This is a genomic window from Methanohalophilus halophilus, from assembly GCF_001889405.1.
In the GTDB taxonomy this organism is placed as follows: domain Archaea; phylum Halobacteriota; class Methanosarcinia; order Methanosarcinales; family Methanosarcinaceae; genus Methanohalophilus; species Methanohalophilus halophilus.
The window spans coordinates 855,410-875,399 of the sequence record NZ_CP017921.1; the positions used below are offsets into that span (position 1 = coordinate 855,410).

The following is a 19,990-nucleotide window of genomic DNA, read 5'->3' on the forward strand; positions in this document are numbered from 1 at the left end:
CACCTTATTCCTTCTGCATTTTACGGGCACGTGCATACAATCCGATTCCGGCAAATCCCATAATGTATCCGATTCCTGCTACAATGTTGGCTGTGAGGGGTAATTCCGTGTCATCTGTGGAATTGTTTTCTTCCGCAGATTTTCCCTCACCCTTGAGGTCGATTTCAATTTCATCCTGATGTCCCATCTGGGAGACAATTATACGGTATTCATCCACTCCGAGTTTCGGGGAGAAATAGTACATGCCATCTTCATCGGTTACATCTTCAATGTAAATCTCCTCTTCACCGTCTTTTATGGCATAGATCGTAATATCGGCGTTGGCTATGGGGTCGCCGCCACCATACCAGGCCTTTACCTCTACCTCGTTTACCTGGTGCATGAGATAAACACGATGTCCAGAAACTGCTGGAGTTGTAAGCATTGCAAGAATGAGGGCCAGCATCAGTAGATTTATTATCCGTTTATTCATTTTTGTGACCTCCTTTCAGGTAACATTTCAGGTTTAACCTTCAGCAAAAATCCTACTACAGAGCCTGTCACAAGGGCTTCGACTATCATAATTGGGACATGGGCTGCAATAGCCGCATAAGCTACTTCGGTGAATTCCTCGCCTGTTGTGATAAGTACAAGGGCCATCAGAAGGGCTGTTAGCAGGGTCGCAATTCCGCCGCAGATAATTCCCAGAACAGATGGATTGATACCCACCGAATATCCCTTCTTGAATATGAATGCTACAATCAAGGCCGGTATTCCCACATTCAATGTGTTCACCCCGATCACCGTAATTCCTCCGTGCTGGAACAGGAATGCCTGTAGTATAAGGCCCACAAAGATTGCAGGGTAGGCAAGGGTGCCCAGCAGGACCCCGAGTAAACCGTTGAGGATCAGGTGTACAGATGTGGGTCCCAGGGATATGTGTATCAGGGAAGCAACAAAAAAAGCAGCTGTCAATATGGATATTTTCGGTATCTGTTCCAGTGGGTCTTCTCTCCTTTTACTCCACCAGAGTGTCAGGGCAAGCAATATTGCAGTAGCTGCCCAGCCTGCTGCAATTACTGTCGGGGAAAGCACACCATCTGTAATATGTACCATTGGATTCCTCTTATGAAACAAATGAATGTAAACATTTAGTGTTATGGTAGCCTTATGAAGTATGATTTGATATAAAAAAAGATTGGGGAATTATTCCCCGTGATTATTTTCTTCTGACGAGGAAGATTGCTCCAAGGATAGCGGCAATAGCCAGTATTCCTTCAAAGCCGGGAGCACTTTCAGTGGTGGATTCCGTAGATTCCTTTGCTTCTTGTGCAAGTTGTTTTGCTTCATCCACTTCCTGCTGGAGTTCTGCATAGTCACCATTTGCATCTTCTGCGGGGAATTCCTTGATCACCGGTATGATGAACACTCCACGTGTTGCTTTGCCGGCTTCAGGTTCCATGGTAGCACCCACAAACCAGATGCCGGGTTCGTCAAGGGTATAAGAGAAATCTCCCTGTGCATTGGATTTCGTGAGTCTTGTAAAGACCATCGGGGCGTCATAGGGATACATTTCCTCTGCTTCTTCCACAACCTCTTTACCTTCTTCAAGGTCGTGATAGATCTCAATTTCCACATCTGCACCTACCAGCGGTTCATCGTTGTGGAGGGCCTGGCCTGCAAACACAAATCCTTCTTCCATGCCATAGGGTCTCATGTAGGGCACGATTTCCGTTTCCTGTCCTACTTCACTATCCCAGCCCAACCACATCTCTTCTCCGCAGTGGATCACGGCTTTGGTGTAATCAATGAGTTCTTCCTCACCGTCTTCATATTTAACTGCGATAACAGTGTCTCCCAGCTGGTCCACGGTGAATGATGTCTTGTAGGCAACAAAAGTGCCATCATTGCCTTCCTCATCCATTCCTTCCACGGTAGTCTCCTCCACTGTGAGGGTTTCTGTTGTCCCGTCAGGTTTTGTGATGGTCACTTCGGGTATCGAGCTAACATCAAAAGATATGTGTTCATAAGGATGTCCCCACATGATATAGATGGTTTTTTCCTCTCCGAGTTCTGCAATATAATCTTCGGGTGCAACGTCCCACATATTGTCGTCGTCTGATGGGAATACCATGGTGAAATGGGCACTGGCCGTTCCAATCGTGGCTGCCAGCATAATAGCCAGTAATAGTGTTGTGATTATTTTTCTCATTTTCCTACTCCTTATGTGTGATTATTATATGCAGAAAAAGCAATAAGTGTTACTAATATTTATTATTTTGTGATTATGTTGCATATATGATGTACTACTACGATTAAATCAATGGTTCCACAATACATTTTTCATATGTTGAATAAAAAAAATTAAGCACATGCCCCGACGGCATGCGGGCTATGGACATAGAAAACATAGAAACTTTGCACATCCCTCTTCTTAAGGAATGTTGCCTTTTCCCGATCCTCGATATGCTGGGCAAACACAATCCATTTACCATCGGAAGTTTCCCTGCAATCGGTGATCTGGGGTATGTCGCATTCTCTTTTGTCCTGCAGCACTACGTGTGCACTGACAAATGAATCATGCGGCATGTCATGTAGCATATGTCTCACGGGTGAGGCATATGCACGCCTGCTATACATCATACAACCACTCCCGTTTTTAGTCAACAATAGAATGTATTTATTGAACATATATGTAATTTACGAAGTAGGTTCTGCATCTCTACAACAATATTTAATACAATAATACTTCATTGTCATTTGCATGCTCACAAAAAGAATCATCCCATGTCTTGACGTAACTCTGGATGAAGCCGGCGGGACCGTAGTCAAGGGTGTGGAATTCCTTGACCTCAGGAAAGCCGGAGATCCGGTGGAACTGGCAAAACGCTATAATGAACAGGGAGCTGACGAACTGGTTTTCCTGGATATTACGGCATCCCATGAAGGCAGGGATACCATGATCGATGTAATACAGCGCACAGCCAATGAGGTTTTCATTCCCCTGACAGTGGGAGGAGGAATTGGTTCGGTAGAGCGTATTCGTGAGATCCTGCGTGCGGGTGCTGATAAGGTTTCCATCAACACCGCAGCGGTCAAAAACCCTCAACTTGTGCGGGAAGGTGCGGACATATTTGGCTCCCAGTGTATTGTTGTTGCTATTGATTGTAAGCGCAATACAGATGTTGAGAACAATCCGGATAAGACCATCATCGAACTTGAGGACGGAAGCCGGGTATGGTATGAAGTTGTCATCTATGGCGGACGCAAACGTACCGGTGTCGATACTGTACAGTGGGCAAAGAAGGTGGAAGAGCTGGGTGCGGGTGAGATCCTGCTGACCAGTATGGACCGTGACGGTACCTATGACGGCTTTGACCTGCCGATAACCCGCAAGCTTTCCGAGGAACTGGAAATCCCGATCATTGCATCAGGCGGGGTAGGTGGCCCTGAACACATGCAGGAAGGATTTGTAGAAGGCAAAGCTGATGCAGGACTGGCTGCCAGTATTTTCCATTTCGGGGAATATACGGTTGACGATGTGAAAAAACACCTGCGTAAGAACAACGTGCCTGTACGACCCTGAGGTGGCAGTAATGGAGATAGCAGCATTCCAGCAACTGATGCGTGACCTTTATCTGGAAAACGACAAAAGACGGGGTAAAACAGCGACTACCCTCTGGCTGGTGGAAGAGATTGGAGAGCTTGCAGAGGCCATTCGCCGGGATGATCGGGAGAACATCCGGGAAGAACTTGCCGATTGTTTTGCCTGGATCGGAGCGCTGGCAAACCTCTATGGGATAGACCTGGAGGAGGCATTCAGCGAGAAATATCCACAGAGTTGTCCCACCTGTGGAAGGAATCCGTGTATCTGCACGGATTAATGTTTTTTTGTAATTTTCCCGGCAGCATTTATATAACGCCCGTTCATATGCACACCAGACAATGAACAAAAAACCGGAACTTCTTGCTCCTGCAGGTGACTATGATTCCCTGGTGGCTGCGGTCCAGAACGGGGCCGATGCGGTCTATCTCGGGGGTTCGGCCTTCAGTGCACGGGGTTATGCAGATAATTTCCCGGATGTCAATCTCGGGGAAGCGATTGATTATGCCCATCTTTACGGGGTCAGGGTCTATGTGACCGTAAATACCCTGATAAAGGACAGTGAGTTTTCGCAGGCCATGGATCTTTTGACTGAATTATGCAATAGGGGAGTGGATGCTGTCATCATACAGGATATCGGCTTGCTTGCCGCCTGCCGTAGCCATCTCCCGCAAATGCCCGTTCATGCCAGTACCCAGATGACAGTACATAACACTGAGTCAGTGAAATTGCTGGAACGATACGGGGTAAAACGTGTGGTCCTCTCCCGCGAGATGAGTCTGGAAGAGATTGCTTCAATGAATGATAACACAAATATGGAACTTGAGGTCTTCGTGCACGGAGCCCTCTGTATCTCGTATTCCGGACAGTGTCTTATGAGTAGCATGATAGGGGGAAGAAGTGGCAACAGAGGCTACTGCGCCCAGCCCTGCCGCAGGCAGTATTCGCTTAGTTGTGATGATGAAATTGTTACAGCAGGCTACCTGCTAAGTCCCAATGACCTGTGTGCAGCCCGTTTGATTCCGGAGCTGGTAGCAGCGGGTGTGGATTCTTTCAAGATAGAGGGCAGGATGAAAAAACCCGAATACGTGGCGGGTGTGGTCTCCCTCTATCGCAGGTTCATTGATCGTTATTTTGCAGACCCCACAAATTTCCATGTGGCCGAATCAGAGATACGTTATCTTGAACAGCTCTTTAACCGGGGTTTCACTTCAGCCTATCTTGAAGGAGGTACCCGGGACATGATGGGTACCGTCTCACCGGGTAACCGGGGCATCCCCATTGGGACAATTGTGGGAATTGGCAGGTACATGGATCGTGCTGTAGTTTCCCTTGAAGAAGACATTAATGTAGGTGACGGGGTTGTTTCGGGATCAGGTGATGGTGAGAAGATAGGTGTGATCTATCGGGCAGGCAGACAGGAAAAGAGCGCATCGGCCGGGGATACGATAGAGATTTCTTTCTCCGGATGCCTGCAGGAAGGGGATATCCTTTACCGTACTCTGGACAGCCGCCAGAAAAAAAAGTTGCAACAGACCTATACCTCTGCTGCACCACAGCGTAAAATTCCGATCAGCATGCAGCTGAAGGCGCGGTGGGGTCATCCTCTAACACTGTCAGTGGAGGATAGGGATTGCAATACCGTCTCCCTTCATTCTGACTATGTGGTCGAGGGGGCCAAAGGAAAAGCAGCCTCTGAAAAACAGTTGCATAAACAATTGGCAAAGCTGGGAAATACGGCTTTTGATCCCTCCTCTATATATGTAAAAATGGATGACGGGATTTTCGTTCCTGTTGGGGTGCTGAATGAGCTGCGCAACGATGCTGTGGACCTTCTACACAAAAAACGAACCGAACAATATCACCGGGAATGCAGCAAACCTCCCCTTGAGCCGTTGGATAGTAGTGCTGAGTCCAATACAAACCCGTTGCTCTGTGTGGCTGTATCCTCGGTTGAAGATGCGGAGGCTGCTGTGGCTGCAGGTGCAGATGTGATCTATTTCGCAGGATTGCACATGCCTTCGGTTGATGAAATTACTACAGTTAAAAAGCAATGCCAGAGTGGGCAAACATCCCTTTATCTATCCACCCCGCGAATCATTAAAAACGGGGAAATGAAAGACCTTTTCTGGCTGCTGGAAGAGGCACGGGAATGCAGTGGGCTGCTTGTGGCCAACATGGGGATGATCGGGCTGGCATCGGAAAAGGAAATTCCTTTTGTTATCGACGTCCCGCTGAATATTTTCAACCACCATTCCTGTACCGTCCTGAAAAACCTCGGAGCCCGAAGGGTCACGACATCTCCGGAACTGACACTGGATGAGCTTGGTCAGGTCGCTGACAGTTGCAGCGGTCTGGAATGCATCGTAGAAGGCAACTTCGAGGTAATGGTCTCAGAATATTGCCCCCTTTCGGACGCTGCAGGATGTTCGGATTCCTGTCGCAAGGTGGAAAGTGCACTTGTTGACAGGAAAGGTTATTCCTTCCCTTTGAAAATGGATGAACACTGCCGGATGCACCTGCTTAACTCCCGGGGATTGAGCATGCTTGATTACCTCGGGGATGTGATCGCTACAGGGGTTTCTGCTATACGTATCGAAGCCCGCTGGGAGTCGCCGGGTGATATCGGCAGTCTGGTTGGCCTTTACAGGCAGGTTCTGGACGGCAGGGCGGATACAAGGAAAATGCGTGCAGGCAAAAAATATACCACTGGTCACTTCTATCGGGGTGTACTATGAAAGTATTCCTGTCAGGTTCTATCAGGGGAGGCAGGCAAAACCTCCCGGTTTATCAGCAAATGGTACAGATTGTAGAAAATCAGGGGCACGATGTGGCCAGTCTGCATGTGGCTGACCCACATGTTGAAGAAAATGAAACAGGCATGTCTGAAGCCGAAATTTTTGAAAGGGACATGCACTTGCTTGATGGCTGTGACTGCATGGTTGCAGAGGTCTCTCTTGCCTCCACAGGTGTTGGCTATGAGGTATGCTCTGCCCTGAACCTTGGTATTCCGGTGCAATGTGTCTACCGTGAAGGTTCAACGGTCTCTGCAATGCTGCTGGGAAACACCAATCACCTGATTCTTTTGGATGCTTACAGTGAAGACAAAGATCTCGAAGCCCTCATCCCGTCTTTTTTGGACTTTGTAAGCGGTGAAGATGCGCAGGTGGAATGACCTTTCAGGTCAGTATGGATGAAAGGCAAGCCCCTGCATTGGAAACAAATATATAATTATGCTGCATATTTTAGTGTATGGTAGGATCAGAAATAATTCTCGTTCTTGTAGCGCTCATTGTAGCCCTTCTGATATATAAGGTGCTCAAGACCGTAAAAGGGCTCATAGTAAACACCATTCTAGGCCTTGCTATTATAGTGGGAGCAAATGTCATTTTTGGGTTGGGCATAGCTTACTCGGCCGTGGTAATCCTGACATGTGCTATTGGCGGACCAATCGGAGCCTTACTGGTTATCCTGCTCAACCATCTTGGCATCTTCTTCTGAAGGTTTGCGGGCTACAAGGAAAATCGAATGGCGGATGTATTCTTCGCCTCTGAATATCTTTTTTTTCAGTCTGTTTTCTTTTTTACTGATATCCAGTTTATCAAAAAGACCCTCTAATTCTTCCATGGTGAAATAGTGGTAGATAATTCCATTTTTGCGCCGGAATGTATGCTGCTCCACGGCAGCCCCCCCATAGCGCATGTCCTCCCTGCCAAAAGCCTCGAAGATAAGTTTCCCTTCCGGTTTCAGTACATTCGTCATCTGGTCTGCAGCCTGTTTTCTTTCCGCCTCAAACAGGTGCTGGAGTACTCCCTGACACAGTACCACATCAAAAGAGTCCTCAGGGAAAGGAAGGTCTGTAATGCTTGCCCTGCATAACGGCAATTCTGCCTTTTCCTGTAATCTCAAAAGGCCACGCTGGGAGACATCACAGCCCATGGTTGTATATTCACGTGAGAGGGGTATGGCATACCTGCCGTGGCCGCAGCCGGCATCCAGTATAAGTTCCCCTCCCTCAAGTTCCTCCTGCAGGGAGGATATATCGAGGGGTCCCGCCCACCGGACATGACGGTATTCCTCGTCCCAGGCGCTGAAATGTTCGCAGGCCATATCAGGGCCTGTAATCTGCGGCTTCCCTGAATCGTCGGATCAGGAATTCCTTTTCCAGTGAGGACAGGAACCATCCGGCTTTTGGCCCGGAAGCCTGGCCCAGCAGGGAGATGTAGAGCGCTTTGAACAAATCCTTCGGGCTGATTTTGAATTCGTCTCCCAGTACTTTCTCCATCTCCTTGTGCAGCCTGCCGTCCTCTTCCTTTGCGGAATAGACAAGGTTGTGATAATCAGAACCGTCAAGTTCTGCGCTTTCTTCAAGTGCATCGGCAAGGGTTGTCAGGAATGCTCGTTGTTTGTCGGAAAGGGTGGCTGCAAGCTCGGGCAGTTTCTCCTGGACGCTGAATTTTGCGAAGGGAGGGGCATACATATCAAGCCAGTTGCCCACATTATCGGCGAGCTGCTTTATGCATTCCGTATTTTCGGTATCGTAACCTGCCCGTTCCACGATTTTCAATATCCTGTCGAAATCCCCGTGAGCTACCTGATGAATGGTTGTCATATGCTTGAATGGGATTTCCGTATGGCACAGGCTGCTTGCATGAGAAAGTTCCTTTACACGCCTGTCATATTCGGAACTTGTGTCGGTGTGGTGAAGTTTTTCATATTGGTCCACAAGAGTGAGAAGGGGTTGTGCAGGGTCAAAACGGATGTGTTTTTCAGGTTTTGTCCGGATGATCAGATACCTAAGAACTTCTGGGGGTACAACTTTGAGCATATCTGCAATGGATACAACCACGCCAGTGGATGAGGACATCGCCCCTTCCTTGCCCAGCATGATCCATTCATAGACAATAGGGTGTGGGGGTTCGCAGCCAAATATTTCCCTGGCGATACGTTTGCCCGTGTCATAGGAGCCACCCCTGGAGGCGTGATCCTTACCGAAAGGTTCCACGCTCACACCGAGGATCTGCCAGCGGGCAGGCCAGTCCACACGCCAGGTAAGTTTCCCGCCGCCCTGCATGGGTACAGTGCCACTGTGGCCGCAGGAACAGGTATAATCCACTGTTTCTTCCCTTTCATCGAAACCAGTAACCTTTGTGGTATTGATCTTTCCGCACTCCATGCAGATGGGGTTGAAGGGATTCCAGTCATCAGTAGGCTCCTTTCCGGAAACCTCTTTCAGGATGGCTGCAATCTCATCTCTCTTTTTCAGGGCAGTTTTAATGGCCTCGTTATACCTGCCGGATTTGTACAGTTCATCTGCCAGGTAGACTTCAGGCTTGATTCCCAGCCGGTGCAGGGAATCCAGGAAAGGTTGCAGGAAATGATCTGCATAATTCTTGCATTTACCACAGGGACAGGGAATCTCGGAGAGGGGTTTGCCCACATGTTCCTCATAACTTTCATCCAAAAACGGATAGACCTTTCTCAGAGGGTCGTAGGTGTCTGCAATGTAGATCAGTTCTGCGTTTGCATCCTTGTCCAGTAATGCACGATATGCGGCATCGGCCGTCACAACCTCCCGCATGTTCCCGACATGGATGTGGCCGGAGGGGGTGATACCGGTTGCAACGAGGTGTGTATTTCCCTTTTCAAGGGTTTCTTCAGCAACAACATCTGCCCAGTGTGTAATTTCTGCCATTATGTTCACCGATAATGATTTTATTCAAAATTTCTATGATTATATGCCTTTCTAAAGGTGTCATGTTTTAAGTCAATATCTGTAGGCATCGAAATTTATTTATCAATAAGGCTCTATCGGACAGCCATGATTCCTTCCAGGGCGTTCCTCACAAAGGGAACTGGTGTCCATCGGGATAAACTGGCTTCCTTTGAACTTGCGTTAAGGGATGCAGGTATTGAAAAATATAATCTTGTGAGTGTTTCCAGTATCCTTCCCCCGGGTTGCAGGATGATTCCAAAGGAGGAGGGTCTTGAATATCTCAGTCCCGGTGAGATTGTCTATTCCGTACTTGCTCGCAACCAGACCAATGAAGCTCATCGCCTGGTAGCTTCGGCAGTGGGAACGGCGGTACCTGTGAATGAGGACAATTACGGATACATTTCAGAACATCATTCCTTCGGGGAAGATGAGGATACCGCAGGGATGTATGCAGAGGATATTGCTGCCACAATGCTCGCAACCACCCTGGGCATTGAATTTGATGCCGATTCTGCCTGGCAGGAAAGGGAACAGCTCTACAGGGCCAGTGGGCATATTATTAATACTTCTCATTTCTGCCAGACCGCCAAAGGTGACAAGAGCGGCCTCTGGACAACCGTTGTGGCTGCTATGGTATTTGTTGAATAATTCAATCAGTAAATTCTGTGGTGATTTCTTCCAGATCGCAGAAATCAGACCTGAAATTATAGGCCCCTGCATTTATGAAAGTAATCGGATCACCAATTTGCGGCCTCTTTTCGAGATAAACACGGTACCTGAACAGATCCATTGAACAGGGTGTACAACCCTTGATCACATAGGCTTCTCCTTCATGACTGCTGACCTCATTCTCCACACGCAGTTTTACAGGTACCAGAATTGCATCCATATCACTGTTGTACACAGAAGCATTCACGATAACATTGTCCTCATAAACCGCCATCACACGGGTTACCAGTTTGCCGGCAGGTGCGGCGATATACCTGCCGGGTTCAATCATGAGGGATATGTCCCTGTCATGCAACCATTTCCTGAAATCTGTAATTCTTTTGAAAATACCTCCGATAACATCGGCATTACTGTTGGCATAAACCGAAGGCAAACCTCCCCCTATATTGAGAATATCGATGGCATCCAGTGTCTCAGGACTGATTACATCTTCGATATCCCGCTGGAGTTTCCATTCGCTCACATTTTGGGTCTTCCTGTGGAAATGTATGCCAAGTTTACCGATATTAGGGCTGTCCGCCAGTTCGCCAATGCGCCGGTTTATGGTCGCAGAAGGCATACCAAAGACAAAATAGCGTTCGGTACGGATGGAATTTTCGCGCAGTTTGAGCCTGAGCATAAGGTTGACCTTGCGGTTGGTGTCCTTTAGGTTTGCAAGCAGGACATCCAGGTCGTGCTCGTTGTCCAGAATGAAATTCCGAATGCCCCTGTCGTAGAGGTCCTTTGCCTGGGCACTGCTCCACCCCTGTGCCAGAAATACCGCTCTGGATAGATCATTTATGTGTTTCAGTTCGTTTTCCATATGGACACTGAAAAGACAATCCGTCATCTCTTCAAGTACGGAGGTTACTTTGGGGTTGGTCTTGGAACTGTATGTGACAATGTCAGCTATATCTTCCACCAGATCATACTGCTGCATAATCACGTTTTTTGAAAGAATGAATTTGGGATCAGGGACTGTCATTTTATAAATCTCTTTACTTATTTTCTATATTCAGTAATCCTTCTTCGTACAGTTCATCCAGTGCCCGTGTCATTGCTAGGGGGAAGGTTATGCTGACATCACCGATAACTGTGGCAATATCACTTTCGTCCTTAACTTTGCCCCAGGATTTTGCTTCACTTGTATTGGCACCGGACATGCTGCCGGAAGTGCGGTGGGCTGTGGTCATGTATACGGCGTATTCCGCCCCTCCATTGAGCAATGTGGCAAGGATTGCATGATGTTTGGATATTGAACCACCCAGAGCGATTACTCCCTTCCTGTCATCATGACTGGTTGTAAGGAGAATGTTGCCGAAATCCTTCACAACGTCCACTATGAAATCCGGGTTTTCCTGCTGGAAAAGATACAGGTGGAATCCGAAGGCACCATCGGTTATGGCGGGACAGAAAACAGGCACATCATTCTTTGCTGCCTGGTACAGGATTGAATTTTGATCATCCAGTAGCAGGCCGATTTCCCGCAGCATCTCTGATACAGACCATCGGTTTTGCTTTGCGTAGAGTTTCCTGAGAATATCCGTGATCATATCTTCGAAATTCATGTAACTTTGATTCTGGATCAGGAGATTCCCGATTCTGTTTATTCCTCTCTCATGGAGTTCCACATCGTCGGTATTGAAGTTGCCGATGGAGAAAACTTCCCCTGTAGCCTTCATTATATCTTCTTCAAGGCCCCCGACTGTTGTAACAAGTACATCTGCAATTCCCAATTCGATGAGCTGGGCAAAAAATCCTCTCAGCCCGGAAGTAACCATGTTAGAGGTAAATGTAAGGAAAACCTTTGCTGAATCCTTTTTCATCTTGACTATTACTTCGGATGCCCTATGCAGTTCTACACTCTGAAAACCCACATTCTCATAGGAATTAACGAGTTCTGACACTCTCATGTCTTTTTTCCAGTGGAGATCCTTTACCTGAACCATTGTATATCACGACTTTTAGGAAACAATTCATGTTCTTATTCACTTAAAAAGTTGTTCGGCATTTGTGTGCGAGCGTTAAATATATATTTATAGATTCTCTACTTGACTTTCGCATAACCTAATATAATATGTATTCTAATTTTCCTCTGGCAGTGGGTCATTTATGTATACCGAGAGAACCGAAGAATATCTGGAAACCATACAGGGTTTGATCAATCGCACCAGTTCCCCGGCCAAGAACAAGGATATAGCAAAGGAACTTGAAATATCTCCGGCAACAGTTACTGAAATGATACAGCGCCTATCGGATGAAGGCCTTGTGACTCATGCTCCTTATCGCGGGGTTGAATTGACTGAATCCGGAATAACACAGGCCAATAATCTTCAGCGCAAACATCTGGTGCTCAAGAACTTTTTCACCAGGGTACTTGATATAAATGAAGAAGTAGCGGACCAGGAAGCCTGTGCGCTCGAACATGTTATGTCAGATGTTGTACTTGAAAGAATGTGCTCTTATCTGGCAGAAAAAGGTCTTTGCGATATTTCTGAAACCACTCTGCCTTCTAAATGTAGTTTGAGCAGGGAACATTATATTTCTCTTGTAGAAATGAATGAAAAGACTAAAGGAAAAGTGGTAATGGTTGCCCTGCCAAAAGAGACCAAGGATAGGCTCACTTCACTGGGGATGGTTGCAGGTGAGGATATTGAAATCAAAAGAAAACAAAAACAGGGATGTATTTCTATAATTACCAAGGGTACTGAAATAGCCCTGGGAAATGAAGTGGCAGAGAAAATTTTTGTAAAACCTGCAGAAAAAGAGCACAGTCTGCGGAGACGTGGTAAACATTCCTGATTCATGCTGCGGTGCAGCCGAAAAACGCATGCATGATGGCGATCATGACATGACAATTGCCTTTGTTGGCAATCCCAGTGTAGGTAAAAGCGCTTTTTTTTCCAGGGTCACCGGTGTGGGTGTCATGGTTTCCAATTATCCGGGAACCACCGTGGAAATGACACGTGGGACTGTAAAGGTTGGCCGGAAGAAGATAGATATTGTGGATTTGCCAGGTATTTATTCACTGGGTACGTCCACAGAGGATGAACGGGTCTCAAAGGAATACCTGCTGCGTGAATATCCTGATGTAATCGTGAATGTGGTGGATGCCACACGCCTAGAACGTAACCTGTATCTTACCCTCCAGATACTGGAACTCGGTGTACCCGTAGTAATTGCCCTCAATCAGCTGGACGCCGCCAGGGAAATGGGTATTGATATTGACGCCCCTAAATTATCCCAGATACTTGGTGTGCCGGTTGTACCTACTGTTGCCACCAAGGGAATCGGGCTTGATGAAGTCCTGAAAGAAGCAGTAGATCCATCCCTTTCACCAGAAGGGCGAATCCGTGTTCACTATGATAATCATATAACTGAAGCTATCAATGACCTTGGTGTGGATTTTCCTGATACGGCTTCTGTAATAAAATTGCGTGCTCTTGAAAATGACGCTGATTTTGTGCGCATGTGCTGCAGACCCCACGAAGCAGACCTGCTTCTATCAAAGGCTTCAGAAATGGCTTCAGGGATTGAAGATGTCCACGACATGGCGATTTCAGATACCATGGCAAGGGACCTCTACGGGGAAGCTGGACAGATTGCAGACTCTGTCCTGTCAATTGTGGAAAAGGACACTTCTCTAAAGCATCGTATTGATGACATGCTCACATCTGAATATGTGGGTGTCGTGGGTCTTGCAGCGGCCCTTTTACTTACTTTCCTTCTGGTTTTCAGGGTTGGAGGATTCCTGGAAGAGGGGATCGTCCATCTTTTTGAAACCTACCTGATAGCTCCGGTTGAAGCGGAACTTGCAACAAGCAATCCTATTGTGCGCAATGTGATTATCTACTCCCTGCTGGGCATAGAGGCTGGATTTGCCATTGCAATTCCCTACATAGGGATTTTTTATATTATTCTCTCCATTTTCGAGGATTCGGGATACCTGACCCGCGCAGCCTTCCTGCTGGATAACCTTACTCACAGGATGGGGTTGCATGGCAGGGCAGTAATCCCCCTGGTCCTGGGACTGGGCTGTAATGTACCGGCTATCATGGCTACCCGTGCATTGAATACATTGAGAGAGAGGCGTATCGCTTCGGTTCTCATATCTCTTATTCCATGCTCTGCAAGGACTGTTATTATTCTGGGACTTGTAGGAACATTTGTAGGTTATTGGGCTGCAGTATCAATATATGTGCTGGAAATCTTTATAATTTTCATAACCGGCTGGATACTTGGTAGGGGTCTTCCGGGGGAGCGAACCGGTTTTATAATGGAAATGGGTCCGTTGAGGCATCCTGATGTTGTATCCACTCTTAAAAAGACCTGGCTCAGGATACGTGAGTTCATCTACATTGCTTTTCCTCTATTGATAGTGGGGAGTGCATTACTGGGTGGGCTGGATACCCTGGGTATCCTGGATATTTTCGAGAATGCCGTATCCCCTATATCTGTAGGGATTCTCGGTCTGCCTGCTTTTGCTGCCACAGCACTTGTATTCGGTATCCTGCGCAAGGAAATGGCGCTTGAGATTCTGGCGGTGCTTGCGGGTACTGCTAATTTTGCAATGGTATTGACGCCTCTGCAGATGTACGTGTTTGCTGTAATTACAACAATATATATTCCCTGTGTTGCAACCATTGCAATACTAAAACATGAGCTGGGTACAAAGGATACGGTTATGATTTCCACATTCACGATACTCCTTGCATTCACCGTGGGCGCCTTAATCTACCAAATTGGAATGCATTTGTAAAACAGGTAAAAATCGACAGGTTTTTAAAAACAATCAACGGTGTTAACCTTAATGACTCGCATCACTGATCCCCGGAAAAGAAACGCAATATCTGTTTTGCAAGATATTTTTGAAATGAACAATATGAGGGAACCTGTGGGTGAAGAGGTTGATTCATTGCTCGAAACCATGGGCACACATGCCAATCTCGTAGAAGGCGGTGTTTTATTAAAAGAAGATTTTAGTGATACTGTCACCGATTTGCCACTGAGGGTCAATGAAGGAATGTAATTTTACCAGTCAGGCGTGAGATTGAGCAGTTTAACTACATCCCGCAGGATGTCTGGATCAAACTCATCATCTATCCTGTAGTCACTTATTACGTGGCCTTCAAGGCTGATTCCATCCACGTAACCGTACCAGTAGATAATCATTCCACTGCCGTATAATTCTTCATAGTGGGAAAACTGCTTTTTGAGATAGGTCTGATGATCGTTTTCGTTACCAAATACGGCTTTGCTTTCGATCCAGCTTATCTGCTGTCCCCGGATCTCAACAGGATCTGGAAGTAAAAAATCAGGTGTCTTTTCTGCACTTTGCTTTCTCAATTCTTCTTCTGTCAGATATTCGATATTTCTGTATTCAAGCCACCTGGCTACAATCATTTCTCCTAATATTCCTTTCCTGGCCTGAAAAGAGTGGGCTTCAGGTGAGAAATAGAGGTCTATTTCAAGGGCTTCCTTTATTTCAGATGCAAGCCGGTTATCTTCTATCTCATCGAGATGGTTGAATACATATTTCTTGGACATCCCCATCTCTTTTAGCAGTGTTGTGGCTATAAGTGTAGGAGGGAATTTGTATTCTTCTGAAAGTTGAATTATACTACTGCCGCTTTTCCATTTTTTGAGCAGTAAAGCACTTTTATTCTGGATAATGTAGTATTTTTTCTTGACATAATCGATAATTTTCTGGTGCAGGATGGAAGCGACTACGCCTACTGGCTGGCAGTAATCCAGGGCCAGTTTTTCGAAATCTGAAGCATCCGTGACGCTTCGGTGTATCTCATCGTATTCAGTTTTGTCCATCCTTGTTCCCCTTCAGGAGACATTTGTCGCACTGCCTGGTTGAACAGTACCTTTTAGCATACTCAACTATCAGGGCGTGGTATTCCTTATACATTTCCACATCATTTGGAATGTTTTTCTCAAATGTTTCCTGCAGCTGGTGATAATTACCCTCAATTCCTATACATCGCATTATTCTGGTTGTATATGCATCAATTACAAAACGGGGTTTTCCGGCAGCATATAACAGGATGCTATCTGCGGTTTCAGGTCCGATACCCTTTAATTCAAGTAAATGCCTGCGTAGTTTTTCTGCTGGAAGTGAAAAAAGTACTTCTTCACCGTGATTATAAAAAAAGTTTGATATTCCTTTTAACCTGCTGGCTTTTTGTCTGTAAAATCCGGTACATCTGATATCCTCTTCAAGTTCCTGCAGATCCATCTCTGCCAGTTTGCCGGCTTCAAGAACATTTTTCTGTTTGAGGTTATCGATAGCTTTATCCACATTAGTCCATTTTGTCTGCTGTGTAAGCATTGCTCCCACGATAACTTCAAAAGGGGTTTCAGCAGGCCACCACTGCTGTGAACCAAATTCCCGGATTAGTGTGTCATAGACAGACTGCAGCATCTATGCGTGCATATTATCTGCTTTATCTGTCGGACCAGAACTCTTCTTCATAATCATCTGGAAGGTCAAGTTCCATTGCTTTGTCTATACTTTTCCTCTTTCCTTCTGTGGATATCTCTCTGTTTTTTTCTTCCGTGGGAGCCTTATTGCTCTCTGGTTGTGGGATTTCCTCTGTGGGTTCTCTGGAATCTACCGGTGGCTCTGTCCTGTCCCTGAGTTTTTCCTTCACACGCTGGGCATATTCATCCACTACAGATTCGGAACTCTTTCTCATTTTTGTGGTCTGATTATATCCAACGGAACAATTTTCATCACCGGTACGCCAATCCACATGGTAGAGGTGACACTTTCTTTTTTTGCACACCTGGGTCCCATCAATGGGACATATTTCCGGTAAAGACATTCATTACACTCCTCATATAGGTGAATATTAGAGGCTTTTAAGGGTGTCGGCTATCAGGGGGGCTACCGAAATACTGCTCTGTGGTTTTTCAAGGGTATCAGTGGATATAATCTCCTTGACACCGGCATTGTAAAGACGCACCACAGCATTGCGTGCAAGTACGGGGTGTATACAGGCAACATATATGTCTGCTGCACCCTGCTCTTTAAGCATACGGATAGATTCTGACATGGTACCACCGGTTGCAATCATGTCGTCCAGCAGTATCAGGTCCCTTCCGCTCACATCAATCTCTTTTTCAGCAATCGTTACACTTTCTCCGTTATGCCTTGTTTTTTCAAGTTGTTCGTAGGGAATGCCTATATCTGCAGATGCACTTTTTGCAAGTTCGAGGGCACCGACATCCGGGGAGATTATGAGTGGATCTGTCAGGTTCAGGGAACGTATATGATTCCCGATCAAGTGTGAAGCGTCAAGGTCAAAGGAATCGGCATTGAAATGTTCAAGTATGCTCCTCTCATGTATGTTTACCGTGAAAACCCTGTCAGCGTTAATGGTTCTGGCAATTGCACGCGCACTGACGGGTTCTCCCCGGTTGAAGACTTTGTCCTGTCTGGCATATCCCATATAGGGTATTACAACGTTGATGGTTGGTGCTTCCTCACAAGCATCTATTAATTGTAGCAAGGCTACATAATCGCTATCTGTAGGTGTGCTCTGTATGATAGTAACATCATCGATGCTGTCATCCCTGATGCGGGTATACAGTTCCCCGTCAGGGAATCTTTTATAGTCACATATTGTGGGAGGCGTATTGAGTTGCTGTGCCACTCTGGAGGCAAGCAATTGGGAAGCTGGTCCGGCTATTATTTTCACATCATTCCCTCACTTTTTTGATAATGGCTATGAATGTATTGGTGACTTATAAGAATTGGGTATCAGCTTTCTTTCACTTTATGGATTACCCCAATATCAGTGATCCGGGTATGGGGATAGTTTCCGGTTGCATCCTTTTCAAGTGCCTTGACCATGTCCCATATTGCAAGGAGGGCACAGCTTACGCCTGTAATTGCTTCCATTTCCACGCCGGTCTGGCCTCTGGATTTGACCGACAGGTCAACAGTAATCCTGTCCTCACGTATCTCAAAATCCATGTCGATACCGGTTATCGGGATCTGGTGGCACATAGGAATGAGCTCAGGAGTCTTTTTGACAGCCATTATGGCGGCAATGCGGGCGGTGGCCAGTACATTGCCCTTTTCGACATCTCCCTTTTGGATTTCTCCAATGGTTTCTTCACAAAGGAATATACTGCCCCGGGCAAGAGCACTGCGTTTCACTTGACTTTTTTCGGACACGTCTACCATATGGACATGGCCATCCTTGATGTGAGTGAATTCTCCCACGGATTCGCCTCATTTAATCTATTCTGAGATTCTGGCGCTGCTCATAATCCTCAAGTTTTTCCCCGAGGGCCTGGTGTAGTGTCCGGGCTTCCCCAACACTTAATTTGATGATTTCTTCATCTTCTCCGTGGCTGATTATAACTCGCAGTCTGTTCCTTTCAATATCCACTACAATATTCCTGTCTTTTGTGTGTGTCATTTGATTCACCTTTCATTGTTTCATAATGTCTGTAATATGTTCGATCACATCGGTTGCCAGCAATCCGTACCCCTTTTTTGCAAAAGCAACATCTCCTGCCTCTCCATTAACAAATGCTGCACAGCAAGCGGCATTCAACGCATCCGTGCGACAGAACAGGGCACCAACGATTCCCGTGAGCACATCTCCTGTGCCGCCAACGGACATACCTGCATTTCCGCTATAGTTATGTCTTATGTATCTGCCGTCAGAAATTATATCGGTTTTTCCCTTAAGGACGGTTATAACTTCATTTTCCCGGCAAAAATCCTGTAACATTTTGGCTCTTGCAGGCAGTTCTTTTTCAACCTCTTTTCCTATAAGTCCGGTTAATTCCCGGGAATGGGGTGTAAGTATCATTTCACAATTTTCAGGAGAGGGTAGTTGTAATCCATTAAGGGCATCTGCGTCCACAACAACTTTCTTGCATAAAGGAAGGATTTGGTGTATTGCCTGACGTATTTTTTCTTCGTTGCCCAGCCCCATTCCAATAACCACCACATCGTGTGCATGAATAAGGTCTTTTAAGACATCAATATCTTTTGTATGCAGGAGGTCAGAGGATAATTTCCTGACAATGAGGTTGGGGGAAAATGAGGCAATTGTATCCGAAACATTTGCCGGGGATGCAATGGTCACGATGTCTGCACCAGTGCGCAGGGCAGCCATTGCTGACAGGGCTGGTGCTCCGGAGTATCTGCCTCCTCCGATTATAAGTACCCTGCCGGACTGTCCTTTATGTGAATCAATATGTCGTTTGAGCAGAGGTTCCAGATCCCCCCAGTTTACAGCATCTTCTGCGTCCCTGCAAACACCGATATTAACAACTTCGACATCTCCTGTGTATTCACCCTGATTTTCGAGTCCGGTTTTCATTCTGTGGAATGTCAGGGTTGTATCTGCCATGACAGTATTCTCAATCTCACCAGTAGCAGGATCAAGGCCTGAGGGAGTGTCTACTGCAACCACATAGGAATTGCCGGTATTTATGGCATCTATTAATGTAGCTACAGGTTCCCTGGCAGGTCCCCGGATGCTCATGCCAAGCAGGCCGTCTACAATGACATCCGCTTCTTTGAACCATTGGAAAATGCCGGATTGTGTAGAATCCGTAATTTCAGCCAGGTCATTAATACCACAATGTTTCAATAAATTGAAATTTTCCAATGCGTCATTTGTTCTTATGCCGGTTGCTTTCCCCGCCAGGACCACCCTAACACTGATATTATCATAATAACTTAGATGGCGGGCAGCAACAAATGCATCGCCGCCATTATTTCCCCTTCCTGCCACAATCAATACATTGTTGTGAGCATCCAGGGATAACACTTTACGTGCAATTGCAGCTCCTGCATTTTCCATAAGCTGTATCCCTTTCAATCCCAGATGTGTGCAGTTTGTGTCTATGGCTTTCATTCTGTCAGGTGTAATAGATTGCATTCTTTCCCCTGTCCTTTATTGTTCTTCTGAGTAAATGAAATTTCTGCTGTATTAACCATTATTCAC

24 protein-coding genes are annotated in these 19,990 nt (G+C 46.3%); 9 read left to right on the plus strand and 15 right to left on the minus strand.

What is annotated here, in order from left to right:
- Positions 1-4: 4 nt before the first annotated feature.
- The 4 genes from BHR79_RS04210 to BHR79_RS04225 form a co-directional block, all read right to left on the minus strand.
- Entirely contained in the window at positions 5-472 is a 468-nt protein-coding gene (locus BHR79_RS04210; protein WP_072561206.1) for a carboxypeptidase-like regulatory domain-containing protein, read from the minus strand.
- Positions 469-1,095 carry a cobalt transporter CbiM gene (gene cbiM, locus BHR79_RS04215; protein ID WP_072561207.1) on the minus strand — a complete coding sequence of 209 codons (627 nt, stop codon included), beginning with the start codon at positions 1,093-1,095 and terminating at the stop codon, positions 469-471. Before cbiM ends, BHR79_RS04210 begins: the two co-directional genes overlap by 4 nt.
- Before the next feature lie 103 nt (positions 1,096-1,198).
- The gene (locus BHR79_RS04220) at positions 1,199-2,191 is read right to left on the minus strand and encodes a DUF4198 domain-containing protein (RefSeq protein ID WP_072561208.1); all 993 of its coding nucleotides are present in this window, start codon (positions 2,189-2,191) and stop codon (positions 1,199-1,201) included.
- A gap of 152 nt (positions 2,192-2,343) precedes the next feature.
- Positions 2,344-2,622 (minus strand): hypothetical protein, encoded by a 279-nt coding sequence (locus tag BHR79_RS04225; RefSeq protein ID WP_143743587.1) that lies wholly within the window; start codon positions 2,620-2,622, stop codon positions 2,344-2,346.
- Between the two features lie 121 nt (positions 2,623-2,743).
- Here BHR79_RS04225 and hisF point away from each other — a divergent pair, with 121 nt between their 5' ends.
- The 5 genes from hisF to BHR79_RS04250 all read left to right on the plus strand — a co-directional run bounded on the left by hisF (position 2,744) and on the right by BHR79_RS04250 (position 7,084).
- Positions 2,744-3,565, plus strand: coding sequence for an imidazole glycerol phosphate synthase subunit HisF (gene hisF / locus BHR79_RS04230; RefSeq protein WP_072561210.1), 822 nt, complete (start codon positions 2,744-2,746; stop codon positions 3,563-3,565).
- Positions 3,566-3,575: 10 nt separating this feature from the next.
- A complete protein-coding gene (locus tag BHR79_RS04235) occupies positions 3,576-3,863 on the plus strand; it encodes a MazG nucleotide pyrophosphohydrolase domain-containing protein (RefSeq protein ID WP_072561211.1) in 288 nt (95 codons plus the stop codon).
- Between the two features lie 61 nt (positions 3,864-3,924).
- Positions 3,925-6,321 (plus strand): DUF3656 domain-containing U32 family peptidase, encoded by a 2,397-nt coding sequence (locus tag BHR79_RS04240; protein ID WP_072561212.1) that lies wholly within the window; start codon positions 3,925-3,927, stop codon positions 6,319-6,321.
- Entirely contained in the window at positions 6,318-6,758 is a 441-nt protein-coding gene (locus BHR79_RS04245) for a nucleoside 2-deoxyribosyltransferase (RefSeq protein ID WP_072561213.1), read from the plus strand. Before BHR79_RS04240 ends, BHR79_RS04245 begins: the two co-directional genes overlap by 4 nt.
- A gap of 77 nt (positions 6,759-6,835) precedes the next feature.
- Entirely contained in the window at positions 6,836-7,084 is a 249-nt protein-coding gene (locus tag BHR79_RS04250) for a pro-sigmaK processing inhibitor BofA family protein (RefSeq protein ID WP_072561214.1), read from the plus strand.
- Here the strand turns inward: BHR79_RS04250 and BHR79_RS04255 are convergent.
- Both BHR79_RS04255 and lysS read right to left on the minus strand, forming a co-directional pair.
- Positions 7,043-7,693 (minus strand): class I SAM-dependent methyltransferase, encoded by a 651-nt coding sequence (locus tag BHR79_RS04255; protein ID WP_072561215.1) that lies wholly within the window; start codon positions 7,691-7,693, stop codon positions 7,043-7,045. The two genes, BHR79_RS04250 and BHR79_RS04255, sit on opposite strands and share 42 nt — an antisense overlap.
- A 1-nt stretch (position 7,694) precedes the next feature.
- Entirely contained in the window at positions 7,695-9,278 is a 1,584-nt protein-coding gene (gene lysS, locus BHR79_RS04260) for a lysine--tRNA ligase (protein WP_072561216.1), read from the minus strand.
- A gap of 126 nt (positions 9,279-9,404) precedes the next feature.
- Between lysS and BHR79_RS04265 the strand changes: the two genes are divergently transcribed.
- The gene (locus BHR79_RS04265; RefSeq protein WP_072561217.1) at positions 9,405-9,947 is read left to right on the plus strand and encodes a pyruvoyl-dependent arginine decarboxylase; all 543 of its coding nucleotides are present in this window, start codon (positions 9,405-9,407) and stop codon (positions 9,945-9,947) included.
- Between the two features lies 1 nt (position 9,948).
- Here BHR79_RS04265 and BHR79_RS04270 read toward each other — a convergent pair whose 3' ends face one another.
- Positions 9,949-10,992, minus strand: a complete 1,044-nt coding sequence (locus BHR79_RS04270) for a decarboxylase (protein ID WP_072561218.1) — start codon at positions 10,990-10,992, stop codon at positions 9,949-9,951.
- A 13-nt stretch (positions 10,993-11,005) separates the two neighbouring features.
- Entirely contained in the window at positions 11,006-11,956 is a 951-nt protein-coding gene (locus BHR79_RS04275) for a deoxyhypusine synthase family protein (RefSeq protein WP_072561219.1), read from the minus strand.
- A gap of 163 nt (positions 11,957-12,119) precedes the next feature.
- Between BHR79_RS04275 and BHR79_RS04280 the strand changes: the two genes are divergently transcribed.
- Genes BHR79_RS04280 through BHR79_RS04290 form a run of 3 tightly spaced genes read left to right on the plus strand, consistent with a single transcriptional unit; the run spans position 12,120 to position 15,036 of the window.
- Entirely contained in the window at positions 12,120-12,809 is a 690-nt protein-coding gene (locus BHR79_RS04280; protein ID WP_072561220.1) for a metal-dependent transcriptional regulator, read from the plus strand.
- A complete protein-coding gene (feoB, locus tag BHR79_RS04285; RefSeq protein WP_322787702.1) occupies positions 12,793-14,766 on the plus strand; it encodes a ferrous iron transport protein B in 1,974 nt (657 codons plus the stop codon). The genes BHR79_RS04280 and feoB overlap by 17 nt, the downstream gene beginning before the upstream one ends.
- A gap of 51 nt (positions 14,767-14,817) precedes the next feature.
- Positions 14,818-15,036, plus strand: coding sequence for a hypothetical protein (locus BHR79_RS04290; RefSeq protein WP_072561221.1), 219 nt, complete (start codon positions 14,818-14,820; stop codon positions 15,034-15,036).
- A 2-nt stretch (positions 15,037-15,038) separates the two neighbouring features.
- Here the strand turns inward: BHR79_RS04290 and BHR79_RS04295 are convergent, their stop codons facing one another.
- The 7 genes from BHR79_RS04295 to BHR79_RS04325 form a co-directional block, all read right to left on the minus strand.
- The gene (locus BHR79_RS04295; protein ID WP_072561222.1) at positions 15,039-15,830 is read right to left on the minus strand and encodes a C15orf41 family protein; all 792 of its coding nucleotides are present in this window, start codon (positions 15,828-15,830) and stop codon (positions 15,039-15,041) included.
- Positions 15,817-16,437, minus strand: coding sequence for an endonuclease III domain-containing protein (locus tag BHR79_RS04300; RefSeq protein WP_072561223.1), 621 nt, complete (start codon positions 16,435-16,437; stop codon positions 15,817-15,819). The genes BHR79_RS04295 and BHR79_RS04300 overlap by 14 nt, the downstream gene beginning before the upstream one ends.
- A 22-nt stretch (positions 16,438-16,459) precedes the next feature.
- The gene (locus tag BHR79_RS04305) at positions 16,460-16,840 is read right to left on the minus strand and encodes a hypothetical protein (RefSeq protein WP_072561224.1); all 381 of its coding nucleotides are present in this window, start codon (positions 16,838-16,840) and stop codon (positions 16,460-16,462) included.
- A 27-nt stretch (positions 16,841-16,867) separates the two neighbouring features.
- Entirely contained in the window at positions 16,868-17,716 is an 849-nt protein-coding gene (locus BHR79_RS04310; protein ID WP_072561225.1) for a ribose-phosphate diphosphokinase, read from the minus strand.
- Between the two features lie 62 nt (positions 17,717-17,778).
- Positions 17,779-18,246 carry a cyclic pyranopterin monophosphate synthase MoaC gene (gene moaC / locus BHR79_RS04315; protein WP_072561226.1) on the minus strand — a complete coding sequence of 156 codons (468 nt, stop codon included), beginning with the start codon at positions 18,244-18,246 and terminating at the stop codon, positions 17,779-17,781.
- A gap of 13 nt (positions 18,247-18,259) precedes the next feature.
- A complete protein-coding gene (locus BHR79_RS04320) occupies positions 18,260-18,445 on the minus strand; it encodes a hypothetical protein (protein WP_072561227.1) in 186 nt (61 codons plus the stop codon).
- Positions 18,446-18,457: 12 nt separating this feature from the next.
- On the minus strand, positions 18,458-19,924 hold the full coding sequence (locus BHR79_RS04325; protein ID WP_072561228.1) for a bifunctional ADP-dependent NAD(P)H-hydrate dehydratase/NAD(P)H-hydrate epimerase: 1,467 nt from the start codon (positions 19,922-19,924) through the stop codon (positions 18,458-18,460).
- Between the last annotated feature and the right edge of the window lie 66 nt (positions 19,925-19,990).